The organism is Pantoea sp. ARC270 (assembly GCF_003236725.1).
GTDB classification, from domain to species: domain Bacteria; phylum Pseudomonadota; class Gammaproteobacteria; order Enterobacterales; family Enterobacteriaceae; genus Pantoea; species Pantoea anthophila.
The window spans coordinates 198,735-218,773 of sequence record NZ_PUGA01000005.1 but is presented as its reverse complement, the minus strand read 5'-3'; the positions used below and the strand labels follow the sequence as shown (position 1 = coordinate 218,773).

16 protein-coding genes are annotated in these 20,039 nt (G+C 57.8%); 6 read left to right on the top strand and 10 right to left on the bottom strand.

The annotated features are described in order from the left end of the window. On the top strand, window positions 1–356 hold a 356-nt coding region (locus CKF42_RS04470), incomplete at its 5' end, for an aldehyde dehydrogenase family protein (RefSeq protein ID WP_146239915.1). Between the two features lie 46 nt (window positions 357–402). Here the strand turns inward: CKF42_RS04470 and CKF42_RS04465 are convergent. Next, the gene (locus CKF42_RS04465) at window positions 403–1,998 is read right to left on the bottom strand and encodes an ABC transporter substrate-binding protein (protein WP_111207620.1); all 1,596 of its coding nucleotides are present in this window, start codon (window positions 1,996–1,998) and stop codon (window positions 403–405) included. A 127-nt stretch (window positions 1,999–2,125) separates the two neighbouring features. Between CKF42_RS04465 and pepT the strand changes: the two genes are divergently transcribed. Then, window positions 2,126–3,352, top strand: coding sequence for a peptidase T (gene pepT, locus CKF42_RS04460; RefSeq protein ID WP_111207619.1), 1,227 nt, complete (start codon window positions 2,126–2,128; stop codon window positions 3,350–3,352). 36 nt (window positions 3,353–3,388) lie between these two features. Here pepT and CKF42_RS04455 read toward each other — a convergent pair whose 3' ends face one another. Both CKF42_RS04455 and CKF42_RS04450 read right to left on the bottom strand, forming a co-directional pair. Beyond that, window positions 3,389–4,165 carry an ABC transporter substrate-binding protein gene (locus CKF42_RS04455; protein WP_046101873.1) on the bottom strand — a complete coding sequence of 259 codons (777 nt, stop codon included), beginning with the start codon at window positions 4,163–4,165 and terminating at the stop codon, window positions 3,389–3,391. A gap of 57 nt (window positions 4,166–4,222) precedes the next feature. Beyond that, the gene (locus tag CKF42_RS04450; protein ID WP_111207618.1) at window positions 4,223–5,389 is read right to left on the bottom strand and encodes a methionine aminotransferase; all 1,167 of its coding nucleotides are present in this window, start codon (window positions 5,387–5,389) and stop codon (window positions 4,223–4,225) included. Between the two features lie 125 nt (window positions 5,390–5,514). Here CKF42_RS04450 and CKF42_RS04445 point away from each other — a divergent pair, with 125 nt between their 5' ends. Continuing rightward, window positions 5,515–6,396 (top strand): LysR substrate-binding domain-containing protein, encoded by an 882-nt coding sequence (locus tag CKF42_RS04445; protein WP_111207617.1) that lies wholly within the window; start codon window positions 5,515–5,517, stop codon window positions 6,394–6,396. On the opposite strand, the gene CKF42_RS04440 is transcribed toward CKF42_RS04445, so the two are convergent. From CKF42_RS04440 to CKF42_RS04425, 4 genes are all read right to left on the bottom strand, one after another. Beyond that, window positions 6,354–8,018: a methyl-accepting chemotaxis protein gene (locus tag CKF42_RS04440; protein ID WP_009090099.1), complete on the bottom strand. Its 1,665-nt coding sequence runs from the start codon at window positions 8,016–8,018 to the stop codon at window positions 6,354–6,356. The two genes, CKF42_RS04445 and CKF42_RS04440, sit on opposite strands and share 43 nt — an antisense overlap. 217 nt (window positions 8,019–8,235) lie before the next feature. Next, a complete protein-coding gene (locus CKF42_RS04435) occupies window positions 8,236–9,756 on the bottom strand; it encodes a carboxylesterase/lipase family protein (RefSeq protein WP_111207616.1) in 1,521 nt (506 codons plus the stop codon). Window positions 9,757–10,119: 363 nt separating this feature from the next. After that, window positions 10,120–11,463: a VOC family protein gene (locus CKF42_RS04430; protein ID WP_058958406.1), complete on the bottom strand. Its 1,344-nt coding sequence runs from the start codon at window positions 11,461–11,463 to the stop codon at window positions 10,120–10,122. Window positions 11,464–11,530: 67 nt separating this feature from the next. After that, the gene (locus tag CKF42_RS04425; protein ID WP_046101878.1) at window positions 11,531–12,865 is read right to left on the bottom strand and encodes an aromatic acid/H+ symport family MFS transporter; all 1,335 of its coding nucleotides are present in this window, start codon (window positions 12,863–12,865) and stop codon (window positions 11,531–11,533) included. Window positions 12,866–13,187: 322 nt separating this feature from the next. Here CKF42_RS04425 and CKF42_RS04420 point away from each other — a divergent pair, with 322 nt between their 5' ends. Beyond that, window positions 13,188–14,108, top strand: a complete 921-nt coding sequence (locus CKF42_RS04420; protein WP_111207615.1) for a LysR substrate-binding domain-containing protein — start codon at window positions 13,188–13,190, stop codon at window positions 14,106–14,108. Here CKF42_RS04420 and smrA read toward each other — a convergent pair. After that, window positions 14,105–14,671 (bottom strand): DNA endonuclease SmrA, encoded by a 567-nt coding sequence (smrA, locus tag CKF42_RS04415; RefSeq protein WP_009090089.1) that lies wholly within the window; start codon window positions 14,669–14,671, stop codon window positions 14,105–14,107. The genes CKF42_RS04420 and smrA overlap by 4 nt on opposite strands. A gap of 316 nt (window positions 14,672–14,987) precedes the next feature. On the opposite strand from smrA, the gene CKF42_RS04410 reads away from it, so the two are divergent. Both CKF42_RS04410 and uspE read left to right on the top strand, forming a co-directional pair. Further along, complete coding sequence (locus CKF42_RS04410) at window positions 14,988–15,740, top strand: FNR family transcription factor (RefSeq protein ID WP_009090088.1); 753 nt, start codon at window positions 14,988–14,990, stop codon at window positions 15,738–15,740. Window positions 15,741–15,857: 117 nt separating this feature from the next. Next, complete coding sequence (uspE, locus tag CKF42_RS04405; protein WP_046101879.1) at window positions 15,858–16,814, top strand: universal stress protein UspE; 957 nt, start codon at window positions 15,858–15,860, stop codon at window positions 16,812–16,814. A 44-nt stretch (window positions 16,815–16,858) separates the two neighbouring features. On the opposite strand, the gene pntB is transcribed toward uspE, so the two are convergent. Both pntB and pntA read right to left on the bottom strand, forming a co-directional pair. After that, on the bottom strand, window positions 16,859–18,247 hold the full coding sequence (pntB, locus tag CKF42_RS04400) for a Re/Si-specific NAD(P)(+) transhydrogenase subunit beta (protein WP_111207614.1): 1,389 nt from the start codon (window positions 18,245–18,247) through the stop codon (window positions 16,859–16,861). Between the two features lie 3 nt (window positions 18,248–18,250). Continuing rightward, complete coding sequence (gene pntA, locus CKF42_RS04395) at window positions 18,251–19,783, bottom strand: Re/Si-specific NAD(P)(+) transhydrogenase subunit alpha (RefSeq protein WP_111207613.1); 1,533 nt, start codon at window positions 19,781–19,783, stop codon at window positions 18,251–18,253. Between the last annotated feature and the right edge of the window lie 256 nt (window positions 19,784–20,039).

The following is a 20,039-nucleotide window of genomic DNA, read 5'->3' as shown; positions in this document are numbered from 1 at the left end:
TTTTCTTCCAGCCCACGCTGCTGACCGGGGTTCGACAGGAGATGCCGATTATGCAGGAGGAGATATTCGGGCCTGTGCTGCCGGTGATGAGCTTTAAAACGCTGGATGAGGCGATAGCCCTGGCAAACGACTGCCAGTATGGGCTGACCTCTTCCCTCTATACGCAGGATCTCAACACCACGCTCTACGCCCTGCGTAAGCTGAAGTTTGGCGAAACCTATGTTAACCGTGAAAATTTTGAGGCCATGCAGGGCTTTCATGCCGGATGGCGCAAATCGGGCATTGGCGGTGCCGATGGTAAACATGGTCTGGAGGCCTATCTGCAGACCCATGTCGCCTACCTGCAGGGCCATTAACAAAACGGGCCGCACAGGCGGCCCGCTTAATCTTTCTGTTCGCGACTCACTGACTGATGTCGACCGGATAGAAGATGTGTTTGCCAAAGGGATCGACCTGATAGCCGCTGACCGATTTGCGCACCGGCTCGAAGATCGTCGAGTGCGCAATCATCACCGCGGGCATCTGATCATGCATCATCTGCTGCGCCTGCAGATAGAGTGCGGTGCGTTTGCCCTGATCCGGTTCGGCACGCGCTTCGGTAATTAACTTTTCAAATGGCTGATAGCACCATTTCGACGAGTTAGACCCGCCCTGTGCCGACGTGCAGCTGTAAAGCGGGCCAAAGAAGTTATCCGGATCGCCGGTCGCAGTGGTCCAGCCCATGAGTGCCGCCTGATGCTCGCCGCTGCGTACCCGTTTCAGGTATTCGCCCCACTCGTAGCTGACGATGCTGGCTTTGATGCCGACTTTGGCCCAGTCCGCCTGAATCATCTCCGCCATGCGGCGCGCGTTAGGGTTATAGGGGCGCTGCACCGGCATCGCCCAGAGCGCGATCTCCGTGCCCGGTTTGACCCCCGCCTGCTGCAACAGGACTTTGGCCTGCTCTGGATCGTAGTCGTAATCTTTCAGATCTTTGTCGGCGCTCCAGACGCCCGGCGGCAGGATATTTTTTGCGACCGTGCCGGTGCCTTTGAAAATCGCCTCAATGATGGCCGGTTTGTTAATGGCCATCGCCAGCGCCTGGCGCACTTTGACATTGTCGGTGGGAGCTTTAGTGGTGTTAAACGCCAGGAAACCGGTGTTCAGTCCCGCCTTCTGTTCCAGGGTGATGTCGGGGTTAGCGCGCATCTTCTCCAGATCGGCGGGATTAGGGAACGGCATCACCTGACACTCGTTCTTCTCCAGTTTGGCATACCGCACGGAAGCATCCGGCGTAATGCTGAACACCAGCCGATCAATCTTCGCCTTGCCCTGCCAGTAGTCCGGAAACGCCTTGTAGAGAATGCGAGAATCCTTCTGATACTGCACCAGCTCAAACGGGCCGGTACCAATCGGATTCATATCCACCTTCTCCGGCGTTCCCGCCTTCAGCATGGCATCAGCATATTCGGCTGAGTGGATAGAGGCGAAATACCAGGCGAGATCGGCCAGAAACGGCGCTTCAGGATGTGAGAGCGTAAAGCGGACGGTGTGATCGTCCACCCGGTCGATGCTTTTGATCAGGGTAGAGAGTTCCAGACTTTCAAAGTTCGAGTAGGTGCCGCCAGAGACGTTGTGGTAGGGGTTTTTCGGGTCCATCTGGCGCATAAACGAGAAAATCACATCATCGGCGTTAAAGTCGCGGCTGGGTTTAAACGCCTTATTACTCTGAAACTTTACGTTGTGCCGCAGATGGAAGGTATAAACCTTGCCGTCAGGGCTGATCTCCCAGCGTTCAGCCAGACTGGGCACCAGCTCGGTGGTGCCGGGAGTAAAATCCACCAGCCGGTTGAACACCGGCACGGCGCTGGCATCCACACTGGTCCCGGAGGTGTAGAGCTGAGGATTGAAGTTTTCTGGCGAACCTTCAGAGCAGTAAACCAGGGTTCTGGCGTTCACGCTGCCAGCCAGCGCGACGCCTGCCGTCATCAGCGCTAAGGTGGCTATCTTTGTTTTCATTATCATCCTCGCTTTGTATTGACTTCTGGTGGGCACAATATCTAAATGAATCATTCAGATGCTTCATTGATAGCACGATTCGGCACCATAGCGAACCCTGCCTGTAGCTGACTAATAAGGAATAGTGATGACAGACAAACCTGAGTCGCAGCTCACCGAACGTTTTTTCCGTTACCTCGCCGTCAGCAGCCAGAGCGATGCCAAATCCACCACCCTGCCCAGCACACCGAGCCAGCACGCCATGGCTGCCCTGCTGGCGGAGGAGTTGCGTGCGCTGGGACTGGATCAGGTGGTGGTGGATGAACATGCCACCGTGACCGCCGTGAAGCGCGGCAACCGCCCTGACGCGCCACGCATCGGCTTTATTACCCATATCGACACCGTTGATGTCGGTCTGTCGCCCGATATCCATCCGCAGATCCTCACCTGGCAGGGCGAGGATCTCTGTCTCAACGCACAGCAGGATATCTGGCTGCGCCGCGATGAACATCCGGAGATCGCGCCCTACATCGGTGAGCCGGTGATTTTCAGCGACGGCACCAGCGTGCTGGGCGCAGACAACAAAGCCGCCGTGGCTGTGGTGATGACGCTGATGGCAAACCTCAGCGGCGACCATGGCGATATCGTGGTGGCCTTTGTGCCGGATGAGGAGATCGGTCTGCGCGGGGCGAAAGCGCTGGATCTGGAAACGCGCTTTAACGTGGACTTTGCCTGGACCATCGACTGCTGTGAACTGGGCGAAGTGGTCTATGAGAACTTCAATGGCGCCGCCGCAGAAATCGTGTTTACCGGCGTGCCGGCGCATCCGATGTCGGGCAAAGGGGTGCTGGTAAATCCCCTGCTGATGGCGCACGACTATATCAGCCTGTTTGACCGCCAGCAGACCCCGGAGCATACCGAAGGACGTGAGGGCTATATCTGGTTTAACGAGATTCAGGCCAACGCCAGTCGGGCGGCCCTGAAAGCCTCCATCCGCGATTTTGACCTGACCCGCTTTGCGGCACGCAAAGAGCAGTTAGAAGCGGCAGCCAGGGATATTGCGGCGCGTTATCCGACCGGTGAGGTCAGCATCACCATCAGTGATATTTACAGCAACATCAGCAATGCGCTGGGTGAGGATCGGCGGGCGATCGATCTGATCTTCACGGCCTTTGCCGCGCTGGAGATTGAACCCAAAGTGATCCCGATGCGCGGAGGAACGGACGGCGCGGCCCTCTCGGCCAAAGGCTTGCTGACGCCGAACTTCTTTACCGGCGCGCATAATTTCCATTCGCGCTTTGAGTTTCTGCCCATCTCCTCGTTTGTGAAGTCTTATCAGGTCGCGGAGAAACTCTGCCATCTGGCGGCAGAGTAAAGCGGAAAGTCGGGCGCATTTCGCGCCCGATTAAGGTCAGGGTTTCGCGCTGACATCAATGCCAGGGAAATACTTTTCCGCCAGCTTTTTAATGGTGCCATCGCTCTGCACTTTGGCAATTGCCGCATCCAGCGACTGTTTCAGCTGGGTGTCATCCTTACGCAGTCCGTAGCCGATGCCGGAGCCGAGAATCGCGTCATCCTCGACCGGTTTGCCGACAAAGCCGAAACCTTTGCCCTGTGGCTTATCGAGGAAGCCGGACTGACCGGCAGCAGACATCACCAGCGTGCCGTCAAGACGCCCCGCGACCATGTCGTTGTAAACCTGGTTCTGATCCTGATAAGAGGTCACCGTCACGCCCTGCGGCTCCCAGTGCTTCTTCGCGTAAGTTTCCTGAATGGACCCCTGCAGAACCCCGATATTTTTGCCCTTCAGGCCGTCAGCGGTCGGGGCCAGATTCTCGCCGGTCTTCGCCACTAACATTGTCGGAATACGGTAGATGGGCTGGGTAAAGGCGATGCTTCTGGCGCGCGCTTCAGTAATGTTCATCGCCGAGTTAATCGCGTCGAACTTTTTGGCCTGCAGCGCCGGGATTAGCGCATCAAAGCTGCTCTCAACCCAGTGGCAGGTAAATTTGCCCGCCTGACAGATTGCATTACCCAGCTCAATATCAAAGCCTTCGAGTTCGCCCTTCGCGTTGCGACTTTCAAACGGGGGATATTGTGACTCCACGCCGTAACGTAAATCCTGTGCCAGTGCCTGTAGCGATGTCATCATGCCCAGAGCGAGGAAAAGCGCGTTAAGTTTCTTCATTATTAGCCCCGAAAAGTATTATTTACCCGTTTCCCCGGCTTCACGCTATCACGTGATTCAGCAGGAAAACGCACTCAGCGCTGCTGCGCCAGCTTCCAGCGTCGCCTCGTCCTTTGCAAAAGAGAGACGAATCAGTTTGTTGTCTGTGCCATCCATATAAAACGCCGACAGCGGAATGGTCGCCACGCCGTGATCGACGATAAGACGTTTTACCATTTCACTGTCGGGTTCGTCACTGAAATGTCCGTAGCTGGCGAGCATAAAGAACGAACCGGCGCTCGGCAGCAGCCTGAAGGGCGAATCCTGCATCAGCGCAATCAGCCGGTCGCGTTTCTGCTGATAGAATGCGCTGAGCGACAGATAATGATCCGGTGTCTGCAGATAGTGTGCGAAGCCCACCTGCATCGGCGTATCGGCGGCGTACATCATGAACTGATGCACTTTAACCAGTTCGCTCATCAGCGCCGCCGGGGCCAGACAGTAGCCCACCCGCCAGCCGGTAACGTGAAAGGTTTTGCCAAACGAGGAGACGATAACGCTGCGCGCAGCCAGCTCCGGATGCGTCGCCATCCCGCAGTGCGGGCGGCCATCAAACAGAATGTGCTCGTAAACCTCATCCGAGAGCACCACGATGTCTGTGTTGCGGATTAAGGCTGCCAGCTGGTTCAGATCCTCAGGCGTCAGCACCTGCGCGCTGGGGTTGTGTGGCGTATTGATGATGATCATGCGGGTGCGCGGCGTAATCGCAGCCCGTAATGCCTCCCAGTCGATCGCAAAGGAAGGCACCGCCAGCTTCAGCCCGACCGGCTTTCCGCCCTGCAACCGGACGACTGGCGCATAGCTGTCGAAGGCTGGCTCAAAGAAGATCACCTCATCCCCCTGATGCACCAGCGCGGTGATCGCCATATAGATCCCCTGACTGGCGCTGCCGGTGATCAGCACTTCGCTGGCGGGATCGTATTTCGCGCCATAAAGCGCCTCGACTTTCGTGGCGAGCGCTTCACGCAGGGCGGGCAGCCCCATCATGGGAGCATACTGATTGTGCCCCTCCTCCATCGCGCGGCTGACGGAGGCGACCAGCGCCGGGTCACAGGGAAAACCCGGTGCGCCCTGCGACAGGTTAATCGCCTGATGCTGCGCTGACAGCTGGCCAATCACGCTAAAAATAGTGGTGCCGACATCCGGCAGTTTTGAGTGAACAGCAACAGGCGTTTTCAGGGACATACTCTCTCCATCAGAAACATAGCCGGTCTGATCCGGTAAAAAACTATTCAACGGGCTGCGGCTTGAGTCGGCAAGCGAAATGTCGTCATAATAGCCATGACAAAAATGCATAGCTGAGGTTTATTGTGTCGCGCTCATCGCTGCCGCTTAATGCCATCCACGCTTTTCTGGTGACCGCTCGTCATCTCAACCTGACCCACGCGGCCGGTGAACTCTGTCTGACCCAAGGGGCCGTGAGCCGCAAAATTGCCGCGCTGGAGCAGTGGCTGGGGGTAACGCTGTTCGACCGTCATGCCCGCGGGCTGCGGCTGACCGCCCAGGGCAGCGCGCTGCTGCCGGAACTGCGTCAGGGATTTGAGATGATGGTGCAGGCCAGCGAGAAGGTGCGGCGCACGCAGGTCAGCATTCGGCTGAAAGCGCCGAGCTGCGCGATGCGCTGGCTGGTTCCCCGGCTGATCGCGCTGGAGCAGCAGCGGCCGGAACTGCATGTGGCGCTGACCACCACGCTGGATCACGCAGCCCGGCTGGGAAACTTTGATGCGGCGATTGTTTATGGCAAGCCACAGCCCGACGGGATCACCCTGTTCAGCGAGTCACTGACGCCGGTCATGGCGGCGGTTCAGCCCGCACCAGACGACCCGGCGGCGCTGGAGACGATGACGTTTCTGCATCCCACAGAGGACAAACGTGACTGGCAGTGCTGGCTGGAGGCGCAGCAGGTGACGCTGAAGATGCAGCGCAATCAGCATTTTTCCACCATGGACTTAGCGATCAGCGCGGCGATTCAGGGATTTGGGGTGGCGATTGCCGACAGCAATCTGGTGGAGAGTGACATCGCCAGCGGCAGGCTGATTAAGCCGTTCGCTGGCGAGGTGAAAACCGGCGCCGTTTACAGTTTACTGCAGCGGGCGCCGCAGGATGCGCCACCCTTCCTGGCGGAACTGGTGGCGTGGCTGTGCCGGGATCAGAAGGTGACCCAGTCGCCATTATCCACAGGTTTAGCCTGAGCCACGCTCAGCGCTGGCGCTTTCGGCGCGGTGGGCTTGTGGCTGATGACCGGCGCAGGCTGGCTGGTGCCGGAAAGGCGGAACTTCGACACCGACGCCTGGAGCGCTTCCGTCTGCAGGGCGAGCGCACTGGCCGCCGCAGAGACCTCTTCGACCAGTGAGGCGTTCTGCTGGGTCACGCTGTCCATTTCGGTCACTGCCGTGCCAACCTGAGAGATGCCCTTGCTTTGCTCTTCCGAGGCAGAGGCGATCTGTTTCATGATGGCATCCACATCCTGCACCGATTTCAGGATGTTGTTCATGGTGCCACCCGTGGTGCTGACCAGTTCGGCGCCTTTATCCACCCGCTGAACCGACTCTTCGATCAGCGTGGCGATCTCTTTGGCGGCGTTAGCACTGCGCTGAGCCAGACTCCGCACCTCTGAAGCCACCACCGCAAATCCGCGCCCCTGTTCCCCGGCACGCGCCGCTTCAACCGCGGCGTTGAGGGCCAGAATGTTGGTCTGGAAGGCGATACCGTTAATCACGTTGGTGATCTCAGCAATTTTCTTCGAGCTGCCGGAGATGCCATCCATGGTGCTGATCACTTCACTCACCAGCTGACCACCACGCTGCGCTGTCGTGGTCGCGGTCTCGGCCAGCAGGCTGGCCTGGCGCGCATTGTCGGCGTTGAATTTCACGGTCGCCGTCAGTTCCTCCATGCTGGCCGCAGTCTGTTCCAGCGCGGAGGCCTGCTCTTCGGTACGGGAAGAGAGATCGTTGTTTCCGGCAGAGATCTCCGCCGCGCCACGGGAGATATTTTCCGTGCCGTTGCGAATCGCACTGACCGCTTCGCGCAGGCTGTCCTGCATCGCACCCAACAGCGGCACCAGTTTACCGACGCAGTTGCGGCCAAAATCGGTCACCGGCTGGCTCAGATCGCCCGTGGCAATGACCGCGAAGTGCGTGCGGATGCTCTCCAGCGGACGCACCAGCATCGCCACCAGATAGCGATCGGTAAACAGCAGAATCAGCAGGCCGATGATCACTGCAATGGTGATAATCGTCTTGGTAATGGAGGTGAGATGATCGACCTCCACGCGGGTGGTATCGAGTTTTTCAGCCGCACCCTGGTTAAATTTGTCGGCACTCACGCCAAATGCGCGGCTCAGCGGCGGGGTCACGTTGTTCGCCTGCTGGCGATAGGCATCCGGCGACGCCTGACGGGCCAGCTGCAGCTGCGGGGTCACGCCTTCGTCCAGCAGTTTCTGCCAGCTCTGAATCACGCTATCCACCACCTCCGGGTTCATCGGGCCCGGTGCCAGCTGCTTAAAGCGCGCCAGTTGCTGCGTCATGCTGTCCAGCGCCTGCTGCACCGGGGCATAGGCTTCATCCGTTAATGTTTTACCGGCAGCTTTACCTTCCATAACGCGCGACAGGCGCGTCACGACGCGGAAATATTGATCGTTCCCTTTGCTCAGAACCGTCATCTGTTCAACCAGATGACGGTCAACATCATTGCCTTCGCTCAGCGCGCCAAGCGAGTGGATGCTATAGAGCCCGACGCCGCTCCAGAGTAAGCAGAACAGTCCCAGAATGGAGAGCATCACTGCTCTGATGGTAAAATTTTTAAGCATTCCCATACCAAAATCCTATACACGTTGACCCGCGAGTGTCGGGCATAGGAGGTTTATCGGCATGGAATTGTGAAGATGTAACTGTTTTGTTACCTAATATTTTACAGCGTCCGGATGTCAGATTTCGGTTAAAAAAACGCTACATCAATCAGTTAGGATTAAAAAAGCAGATTTTTTCCATTCGCTTTATTTAATGGTTAGCGAGCTAATCATTAAATCCCCACTAAAGCCTGACCATGCGCGTCATCAGTAACCGGAAGAGGCGCAGGCGGGCACGCATAAAGTTTCGCTTCAGCTTCAGGGCGTGCTGGCGGTCGTCACCAAGTGACATTGTCACGTCATTGCCGGGGTGCCACGCGGGCCAGACTACCTCACCGTCCAGCTGATGCGTATATTCCGTGGCGTCGCGGGCAAACCTGAACCAGTAGTCGCTGACCTGCGCCGCAAACGCCCTGTCCGCCTCACTGAACGGCCGGGCTTCGTCGGGATCGGGCATCTGACTCAGCGTATCCAGCACATACGGCACTTCATTACCGTGCCAGGCACCATGGGGATAGAGGTCGCGGGCGTGCTCAGAGACATAATCAAACCAGTAGCGCCAGCCCGGCATGCCGACACGATACTGCGCCCGCATCACCAGCCACGGCATCAGGCTGAAGGCCATATCGCGCGCCACGGCTCGTCCCAGCAGTCGGTCGTCATGGATGTCATACATCCATTTAAGTGTCCGGTAGGCCAGCCGGTTTTTGTCACGCAACTGATGCAGCACGGCAGTGGCATCCACACCAAAATAGTCCAGCACGCTGGCCTCATCACTGTTGCTGCCCGCCATCAGCGGCAGACGGTGCTGTTTAGCCGCCAGGAAGGTTTTCAGCATCGGCTCGGGCAGAACGGCGTCCCCGGCAATCGGCACCGGCGGGATCGCCAGCGTCCCCTCCAGCGACCAGAAGGCATCGGCAGGCAGCGCGCGCAACTGCTCTGCGGTGACATCAGACGGCAGGCCAAAGTGTCGTGCCACCGCCACACCCTGCTGACGCGCCTTTTTCAGCGGGGTATCAGGCAGGCTGTAGGCGCTCTGGACAATGCCCTTGTGAAACAACCCTTCTGCCAGCGGCGAACAGCAGAGTGACAGCACGCTGCGCGCGCCGGCCGATTCACCGAACAGGGTCACATTGCGACGATCGCCGCCAAAAGCGGGAATATTGCGCTGAACCCACTGCAGGGCGGCGATCTGGTCGAGCAGACCAAAATTGTTCACCGTGCCGGCAACAGGGTATTCCGCATCCAGCGCGGGATGAGAGAAGAAGCCGAGATGGCCCAGCCGGTAGTTCAGGGTCACCACCACTGCGCCACGTGACGCCAGGGGTTTGCCGTTATAGGGGGCCAGTCCGCCTGCGCCAATGGTAAAGCCACCGCCGTGCAGCCAGACCATCACCGGTAGCGGTCGGGCGGGCTCCACATCGGGTGTCCAGACGTTAAGATAGAGGCAGTCTTCACTGAACTCGCCGGGATTGCCTCCGCCGACAGCCTCACACCAGGCCCGATTCTGCCAGCCGGAGGCACCAAACTGTGTCGCGTCACGCACCTGCTGCCAGGGTGTGACCGGCTGGGGTGGCCGCCAGCGTAACGCGCCCACGGGCGGTGCTGCATAAGGTATGCCTTTGAATACGAAAAGGTCATCGTCCATGCTTCCACGTAACTCCCCTTCGGCAGTCATGATCCTCAGACCTGTTTCGTTTTTCATTCCTGATTCCCTGTTTACTCGTTCCTCCATTATTTGCAGGCCCGTCTGCATTGTCCAGGTTCAGGCGGGATTTGCAGAATATGCTGAACAACGCCCGGCAGCCCTCATCATGCTCAGCAGCCAGTTGCGGGAGTCAGGGGCGGTTTCCGATTAATTCTGTTTATCTTTAAAATGGCGGGAGAGTGAGGTGACCGCACAGCGCTGAGGGGGGACTGACGGTTTTCCCCGCCAGCGGGCGCGCCGGACCCCCTGATGGCATTAATCAATCGGGGTAATCACAGCGCTAAACCTGTGCAGGCCGGTAAAGCGAGGATTTGCGCTTTACCGGCACGGGTCAGCAGACAACGTGAATCTGCGCTGGATCTATGCCGGGCGTAACCCACACTGCGCCAGCGAGCGATGCTGGCGCGCTTCGTAAAGCGCCATCTCATCCAGCACCTCACAGCCCAGCGCCGCCTCAAAGGCCTGTCGGCTCGCCTGTCCCGCAGAACGCACCTGCGCCTGGTCCCCCAGGTTAGACTGAAAGATCCCCGCCGCACTGACCGGCAGAAAATCCTCATAGACGATGGGATCGGCCACCACCCGGCCCTGGGCAATCAGCGTTTCCAGGGATTCACCCTGAGCGGGCGGTGTCATCATGCCCTTTTCACTCAGGCGATAATGGAACCAGGCCAGCCCCTGCTGACGCAGCGTCGTCTCATCGTCGGGGAAGTCACGGAAAATCGCGGCCAGGTGCTGCTGATGCTGCTCGTTATCCTGACCGCTGCCCGCCTCACTCAGCAGCCGGTCGTAGAGCGCCCGGCCTTTCGGCGTCAGCGCAACGCCTCGCTGCTCAATTTCCCCGAAGCGCGCAGTGTGGGTGCCCGGATGTCCATCCTGAAAGATGATCGCTTCTTCAAGCGCCCTGAAGCTGGTCTGACGCAGCAGGATCGGCACCTGACGACGTGGCGGCCCCTCGATCAGCGTTTTCGGATCGATGCCGCGCGACGGCATCAGCTGCTGGACACGGTCGATATCCAGCGTGCGCGGCGTAAGATGGTTGATGTGGCAGCCGGGAAAGCAGACCACATCGGCGATCAGGCGATGCTGCTGATTAAGCGCCTGATAGGTCTGACTGTCGACAGGGCTGTGAGCGTGCCAGCGAAACGTTTCCAGCGCTTCGGTAACAAAGGCCTCCGCCTGGTCGGCGGTGAAGCCGCCCTGCTCCTGATGCACCCGCAGCAGCGCCCGGCAGCGGGGAGTAAAAATGTCACGCGCGGCCAGAATCGTTGTCGCCTTCTCGCGCAGCGCGGGATCGTCGATCAGTTCAGGACGCAACAGTGAGGTGAAAACCCGGAAGGGATTGCGACGCAGCGCCGCGTCATCGACCGGTCGGAACGCGGTGGAGTGAACCGGCACGCCTGCCTGAGAGAGATCGTAATAGCCCACCGGGGACATGCCCATGACCGCAAACAGCTGGCGCAGCGTGGCGAGTTCATCCGCCGTCCCGACCCGAATGGCACCGTGACGCTCAATATTGAGCCGGTCAATCTCATCTGCGGCCGTAAGGCGATCTTTCAGCGCACAGTCTGCGTCCAGCGTGCGTTCGTTGACGGTGGCGACCAGCTGCATCAGCGTGCCGTACTGCGGCACCTCCTGCTGATACATCGCTGACATCGCCTGAGAGAAACGGGTACGGATGCGATCCGCACTGAGAAAGTTTTCCATCTTATCCACCTGACACCGTGAGCGTTGCAGCTAATGTAATGCAACGCGCCGGTCTCAGCGGAAAAAATCACGAATCTGTGATCGGCTTAAAGCCGTAACGGTTTTTCAGCAGCAGCATCAGGGTGGTGATCACCGCCGGTATCGCCAGCAGCAGAAAGATCACGCTGAACGACCAGCCCAGAGACATCATCTCTGCTCCCACGAAAGCACTCAGGATCGCCCCGACGCGACCCACAGCATGCATCCAGCTGGAGCCGGTGGCGCGGGCATGGGTGGGATAGTAGCTGGCAGATAACGCATTCATCCCGGTGTTGGCCCCGTTAAAGCAAAAGCCACTGCAAAAGGCGATAGCGCTCATCATACCGACTTCGGCCGGTGAGAAGCCCAGGGCGACAATAAACAGGCCGCCACAGCCGTAGATCGCCGCCAGCGCCAGATTGGCGTTGAAACGATCCATCATCCAGCCCGCAAAGAGCGATCCGAGGGTCCCACCCGCCTGATACATCGCAGTAATGATCGCCGCTTCGGTGACCGACATGCCCAGGGTGTTGACCAGTGAGGGCAGCCAGCTGCCAATCAGGTAGACCATGAACAGGCCCATAAAATAGCCGCCCCACAGCATCACGCTGCCAAACAGATAGCGGCGCGAAAGCACGGTACCGATTGCGCCACGCACCGGCACGCTGGCTTCAGGTGCGTGAAAGGCGCAGTCGGGTGCGGTTTTGCCCGGCAGCATCCGCTCCAGGATGGCGTGAATGCGTGCAGCCGGCGCGCCACGACCGATCAGAAATCGCACCGACTCCGGCAGACCACGGATCAGAAAAGGGAGCACCAGCAGCGGCAGGATACCGCCCAGCAGCAGGACCGAATGCCAGTCATAGCGGGGCAACAGCCAGGAGGCGGCAAAACCGCCGCTGGCCGCGCCGAAGGTGAAACCGCAGAAGACCACGGTGATAATGAAGGCGCGACGACGTTCGGGCGCATACTCCGCGACCAGCGTGCCAACGTTGGGCATCGCGGCCCCCAGTCCCAGCCCGGTCAGAAAGCGAAACAGCATCATCTGTTCGATGTTCTGAGAAAAGGCGGTTGCCAGCGTCCAGAGACCAAAAAAGAAGACGCTGAAGATAATCATCATGCGCCGGCCATAACGGTCAGCAAGCGGCCCTGCCACCATCGCACCCAGTGCCAGGCCGATCAGCGCGGCGCTGATGACGCCCCCCAGCTGATGATTGCTTACGCCCCAGGCTGCTTTCAGCGTTGGCGCGATAAATCCCATAATCGCAATGTCCATGCCATCGAGTGCCACCACGATAAAACAGAGTGCAATAAGCCGCTTTTGCCAGTGGCTGAGCCCCTGCTGGTTGATAAGCTGGCGGACATCTACCGCCTCGACGCTGGTCAATGGACACTCCTCGGGAGTAACGGGATCGGACATCAGTTTAAGTAAAAAAAACGGCGCTTATGATAGCCCATCGTTAACCTTAAGCGGTCAGATTTTTATCGGGTGATGAGAATTCTTCAGTTTCAGCGCGGTAAGTGCCTGATATTACACTGGCGGGTGATGGGCGGTGACGGCGGGAGGGATGGCATAAGTCAGTCAGATCAGTCAGTTAACTAAAGAAAGGCCAGATTTACCCTCTTTGTTAAATAAAATTTGCAGCAAAGTTAACAGATTTCATTTTAAAGTATTGCTTAATGTCGGCCATTCTCATTAAGTTTACGCTATGGACAAAAATATCCTTTTCAATCAGCGCATTCGCTTGCGCCACCTTCACACCTTTGTTGCGGTTGCGCAGCAAGGCACGCTTGGACGGGCGGCAGAGACCCTCAGCCTGAGTCAGCCCGCCCTCTCGAAAACCCTGAACGAGCTGGAGGAGCTGACGGGTGCCCGCCTCTTTGAACGCGGGCGGCTGGGCGCGCAGCTGACCACCATGGGAGAGCAGTTTCTGACCCATGCGGTTCGGGTTCTGGATGCACTGAACCATGCCGGACAAAGTTTCAATGAGCAGCCGGGTGACGCCCCGGCCATTATCAGGCTGGGGGCGCTCACCACGGCGGCGATGGGCATGCTGCCACGCATTCTGGATCGTTTTCATCAGCTGCAACCCAATACCACCATTCAGGTGGCGACGCTGCATAACAACGTCCTGCTGGCTGGCCTGCGCGGCGGCGAGTTTGATATCGGTATCGGCCGTATGGCTGACAGCGACATGATGACCGGTCTCACCTACGAATTGCTGTTTCTGGAGTCTCTGAAGCTGGTGGTGAGGCCGGAACACCCCCTCTTAGGTGACAATGTCACCTTATCCCGGGCGATGCAGTGGCCGGTGGTGATCTCACCGGAAGGCACCGCCCCGCGCCGCATCGCGCAGCAGATGCTTGATGAACAGGGCTGCACGCTGCCGCCCCACTGTATTGAAACCTCCTCCACCTCACTGGCGCGTCAGCTGGCGCTGCGCTACGACTACATCTGGTTTGTGCCGTCCGGGGCCATCAAAGAGGACCTCAGCCACAATGCCGTCTGTGCCCTGCCGATTCACTCCTCCGGACCGGGTGAACCGGTCGGTATCATCACCCGCACCGGCGCGGAACTGAGCCTGAGTGCCGAAGTGTTAATGTCGACCATCCGTAAATTTCACAGCTAGCGGCTGCGTTTGGCATGCCGCTCGCGGTTTTCCAGTCGCGCCTTGTCCGTTTTCCGCAGCCCGACATAGAGCGCCCCGGCGCCACCGTGCCGGGTCTGCGCCACACAGAAAGTCTGAACGTCATCGAACTGCTGCAGCCACCGCGCCAGATAGCTGCGCACGATATTGGCGTGCGATTCATCATCGCGGCCCTTGCCGTGGATGATCAGCAGGTTGCGTAAACCCAGTTTGTGCGCCTGCATCATAAAGTTAAACAGCGCCTGACGGCAGGTTTCGACCGGTTGCCGCAGCAGGTTGAGACTGGCATCCAGCTTATACTCCCCTCTGCGCAGCTTATCGACGATGCCCTGCTGAATGCCGTCGGCTTTATACTCCAGCGGCGTATTGAGCGGAATAATCTCCAGATCGCCCCGGGTGAGAAAGTTCTCCAGCACCGACTCATCGGGTGCTTTGCGTGGCGCTTTGGTTGAGGGGGATTTAAGCCACAGGGTTGTGGTGGTGTCTTTCAGCGGCGTGACATCACCCATGGCATCCCGAAACAGATCGTTATCATCAAGGTTCATGGTTTTCTCACACCTGATTAAAATTGATAGCGTACAAAAACAGGTCTTACCCGATAGCGTAGCAAAAGGTGTAAACACCGGGCCAGCCCACTTTTCTGATTATGACTGGCCGCAGCTTTTCGGGTAACCGATCAAAAAAACGGAAACTTTTCGTGACACTTTTGCATGGTGCCGTTCTGAGAAGCCCGTCACATCTGCGTTTAGCGATGTGTGAATCATCCCTGGTTTTTGTAAGTGTAAAACTGCTCGGATGAGTTCCCTTCAGCTCAAAAAATGTTAAAATTGACCCCAGTCAATAATCGTCGAGCGAACCATTATGATCCCTGAAAAACGCAGCATTCGTCGTATTCAGTCGGGCGGTTGTGCCATTCACTGCCAGGATTGCAGCATCAGTCAGCTCTGCATCCCCTTCACGCTAAATGAACATGAGCTGGATCAGCTCGACAACATCATTGAGCGTAAAAAACCGATTCAGAAAGGGCAAACGCTTTTCAAAGCGGGTGACGAACTGAAGTCGCTGTACGCCATCCGTTCCGGCACGATCAAAAGCTACACCATTACTGAGCAGGGTGATGAGCAGATTACCGGCTTCCATCTGGCGGGTGATTTAGTCGGCTTTGATGCCATCATGGGTGCCAGCCATCCCAGCTTTGCGCAGGCGCTGGAAACCGCGATGGTCTGTGAAATTCCTTTTGAAACCCTGGATGACCTGTCAGGCAAAATGCCTGCCCTGCGTCAGCAGATGATGCGTCTGATGAGCGGTGAAATCAAAGGCGACCAGGATATGATCCTGCTGCTCTCCAAGAAAAACGCAGAGGAGCGCTTGGCGGCCTTTATCTGGAACCTCTCCCGCCGCTTCGGCCAGCGCGGCTTCTCACAGCGTGAATTCCGCCTCACCATGACGCGTGGCGACATCGGTAATTATCTGGGCCTGACGGTTGAAACGATCAGCCGTCTGCTGGGTCGTTTCCAGAAGTCCGGCATGCTGGCGGTAAAAGGCAAATATATCACCATTGAGAACCACGCCCTGCTGGAAGAGTTAGCGGGTCAGAGCCATCAGGCCGCCTGATCCGCCGCCGGATCAATAAATCTTATTTTGTTGATCCGGCAGTAACTTTTTCACTTCTTCCCCTGTGCAACATAGGCTATCTTTATTCCAGTCGCTCTGGTTTAAGGAGAACGCCTCATGTCCCAGTACCAAAATATTCTGGTCGCCATTGATGCCCAGCAAGACGATCAGCCCGCGCTGCGACGTGCGGTCTATCTGAATCAACGTATTGGCGGGAGAATTAAAGCCTTTCTGCCTATCTATGACTTTTCCTATGAGATGACCACCCTGCTGTCGCCGGACGAACGCGCCTCCATGCGTCAGGGCGTCATCAGCCAGCGCACCGAATGGATTCGTGAACAGGCCCGCGCCTATCTGGATGCCGGTGTCGAAATCGACATCAAGGTTATCTGGCATAACCGCCCCTATGAAGCGATTATTCAGGAAGTGCTCGCCCATCAGCATGACCTTGTGCTGAAAATGGCCCACCAGCATGACCGCCTGGAGTCCGTGATTTTTACCCCCACCGACTGGCATCTGTTGCGTAAATGCCCCTGCCCGGTCTGGATGGTGAAAGATCAGCCCTGGCCGGAGGGCGGTAAAGCTATCGTCGCCGTCAATCTTGCCAGCGAAGAGCCGCATCATGATGGCCTGAATCAGAAGCTGATTCGTGAAACGGTGAAGCTGGCCGAAAAGGTCAACCAGACCGAGGTGCATCTGGTGGGTGCCTACCCGATTACGCCGATCAACATCGCGATTGAGCTGCCTGATTTCGACCCCAGCGTCTATAACGACGCCATCCGCGGTCAGCATCTGGTGGCCATGAAAGCGTTGCGGCAGAAGTTTTCCATTGGTGAAGAGTTCACCCACGTTGCCAAAGGGCTGCCTGAAGAGGTTATCCCGGATCTGGCTTCGCATCTGGGAGCCGGTGTGGTGGTGCTGGGCACCATCGGACGCACCGGACTTTCGGCAGCGTTCCTGGGTAATACGGCGGAACAGGTGATCGATCACCTGCGCTGCGATCTGCTGGCGATTAAGCCAGACGATTTCAAGTCGCCAATTGATCTGGATGATGAAGAGGATGAGGAGGATTAAACCTCCGCAAAAAAAGGGGCGGCTGATTAGCCGCCCCTTTTCTGTTACAGCGCTTTGATAATCGCTTCGACGCTGGCTTTGGCATCGCCAAACAGCATCTGACTGTTCTCTTTGAAGAACAGCGGATTCTGCACCCCGGCATAGCCGGTGTTCATGGAACGTTTGAAGACCACCACATTGTGTGCTTTCCACACCTCCAGCACCGGCATGCCGGCAATCGGGCTGCGGGGATCATCCTGCGCCGCCGGGTTCACCGTGTCATTCGCGCCGATAACCAGCACCGTATCGGTTTCACTGAAGTCATCGTTGATCTCATCCATCTCCAGCACCACGTCATACGGCACTTTGGCCTCTGCCAGCAGCACGTTCATGTGTCCTGGCAGGCGGCCCGCCACGGGATGAATACCGAAGCGCACCCGGATGCCGAGTGCACGCAGTCGGGCGGTCAGATCCGCCACCGGATACTGTGCCTGTGCCACCGCCATGCCGTAGCCTGGCGTGATAATCACCGACGCAGAGGACTTCAGCATCTCAGCCGTCTCTTCAGGGGAGATCTCGCGATGTTCTCCTGCTTCCTGACTCTCATCGCCGCTGCTGGCTTCGGTGCCAAAGCCGCCCGCAATCACGCTGATGAACGAACGGTTCATCGCTTTACACATGATGTAGGAGAGGATCGCACCGGATGAGCCCACCAGCGCACCGGTCACGATCAGCAGGTCATTGCTGAGCATAAAACCGGCCGCGGCCGCAGCCCAGCCTGAGTAAGAGTTAAGCATCGACACCACAACCGGCATATCTGCACCGCCAATGGAGGCAACCAGATGCCAGCCAAAGGCCAGCGCAATGACCGTCATCAGCAGCAGGGCAAACACCTGCGCCGCGGTGCTGCTGGTGTCAACAAACCAGAGCAGCAGCAGGAAGGAGACGACCAGCGCCAGCAGATTGAGCTTATGACGGTGGGGCAACGTCAGCGGTCGTGAGGAGATTTTGCCGCACAGCTTGCCAAACGCCACCAGTGAGCCGGTAAAGGTAACGGCACCGATAAATATCCCGATAAAGACTTCGCTGAGATGGATATTCTCCATCGCGGCCGGCAGGCCTGGCGCATGGTCGATATAGCTGTTAAGCCCGACCAGCACCGCGGCCAGACCCACAAAGCTGTGCAGAATCGCCACCAGCTCTGGCATTTCGGTCATTTCGACTTTTTTTGCCAGGCGAATGCCGATTGCACCGCCAATTACCATCGCCAGCAGGATCCAGGCCACATTGCCGCTGTCCGGGCCGAAGATGGTTGCGATGAGGGCAAGCGCCATCCCGCTGATGCCGAAAATGTTGCCCCGTTTAGCGGTCTCATGACGCGAAAGACCAGCAAGACTACAGATGAACAGAATGGCAGCCACAATATAGGCTGCAGTGACTAATCCGCCAGACATGAATTACCCCTTACGAAACATTTTCAGCATGCGCTGCGTGACGGTGAAGCCACCAAAGATATTGATGCTGGCAATCAGCACGGCAATAAAGGAGATGAAGGTGATCCAGCCACCGTGCCCCATCTGCAAAACCGCTCCGATGACGATGATGCCGGAGATGGCATTGGTCACGGACATCAGGGGGGTATGCAGTGCATGGCTGACGTTCCAGACCACGTAGTAGCCAACCACGCAGGAGAGCGCGAACACGGTAAAATGGGAGAGGAACTCCGCCGGTGCCACGCTGGCCAGCCAGCCAAACAGCACAATCGCCAGAGCCATCAGCAGCGCGGTGCGCCACGGCGAGGCCGGTTTTGCTTCCGGTTTCTCAGCGGGTTTCGCGGCGGCAGGTCTGGCCTGAGGGGCAGCAGAGACCTGAATCGGCGGCGCGGGCCAGGTGATTTCGCCGTCGCGCACCACCGTCACGCCCCGCACCACTACATCCTCAAAATCGACCTGGATTGCGCCATTTTTCTCTTTGCAGAGCAGCCTGAGCAGGTTGACCAGATTGGTGCCGTACAGCTGGGAGGACTGCGTCGCCAGCCGGCTGGGCAGATCGGTATAGCCGATAATTTTCACGCCATTCGGTGTCACGGTCACCTGGTCGGCAACGGTCAGCGCACAGTTGCCGCCGGTCTGCGCCGCCAGATCCACAATCACACTGCCCGGCTTCATGCTGGCGATCATCTCTTCGGTGATCAGTTTCGGAGCCGGTTTGCCTGGGATGAGCGCGGTGGTGACAATGATGTCCACCTCTCTGGCCTGGCTGGCGAACAGCGCCATCTCCGCTTTGATAAAGGCGTCGGACATGACTCTGGCATAGCCATCCCCACTGCCCGCCTCCTCTTCAAAATCGAGTTCGAGGAATTCGGCGCCCATACTCTGCACCTGCTCTTTGACTTCGGGACGGGTATCAAACGCCCGGACGATGGCGCCCAGGCTGCCCGCCGCGCCTATCGCAGCCAGTCCCGCCACGCCAGCCCCAATCACCATCACTTTTGCCGGTGGCACTTTACCTGCCGCGGTAATCTGACCGGTAAAGAAGCGGCCAAATTCATGTGCCGCCTCGACGATAGCGCGATAACCGGCGATGTTGGCCATCGAGCTCAGGGCATCCAGCGACTGCGCGCGCGAAATACGCGGCACCGAATCCATCGCCATCACCGTCACCTGACGGGCAGCCAGCTTTTCCAGCAGCGCCGGATTCTGGGCGGGCCAGATAAAACTGACCAGCGTGCTGCCTGCACGGGTCAGCGCAATTTCGTCCTCATCGGGTGCGTTTACCTTCATGACGATATCGGCCTGCCAGACCTGCTGACGGTCGCTGAGGGTGGCACCCGCAGCAAGGTAACTTTCGTCATCAAAACTGGCGCGTTTACCGGCGTCGTGCTCAAGCGTGACGCTGAAACCCAGTTTGATAAGTTGTTCCACGGTCTTTGGCGTGGCTGCCACGCGCGACTCGTTTGGCAACCTTTCCTTGGGTATTCCAATTAACATAGTGTTTCCTTTCATCGGTTAAAGGATGATGGCCCGAATCCGCACCACGACAGCGCAGCCGAAACGCGGTTTCAGCTGCTTATAGTCGAATTGCAGATATTTCAAAGTGTTTATAACCTACTTAAATTGTGACGCCTGATCCACTGCGGTAACCGCAGATGGAGACATTCACCTGATTATTCAGTATTCGCTTTGAAATCCTGCATTATTACGCTATTAAAACGCGTCATCAGCAGATAATCTGCTATGAAAATTG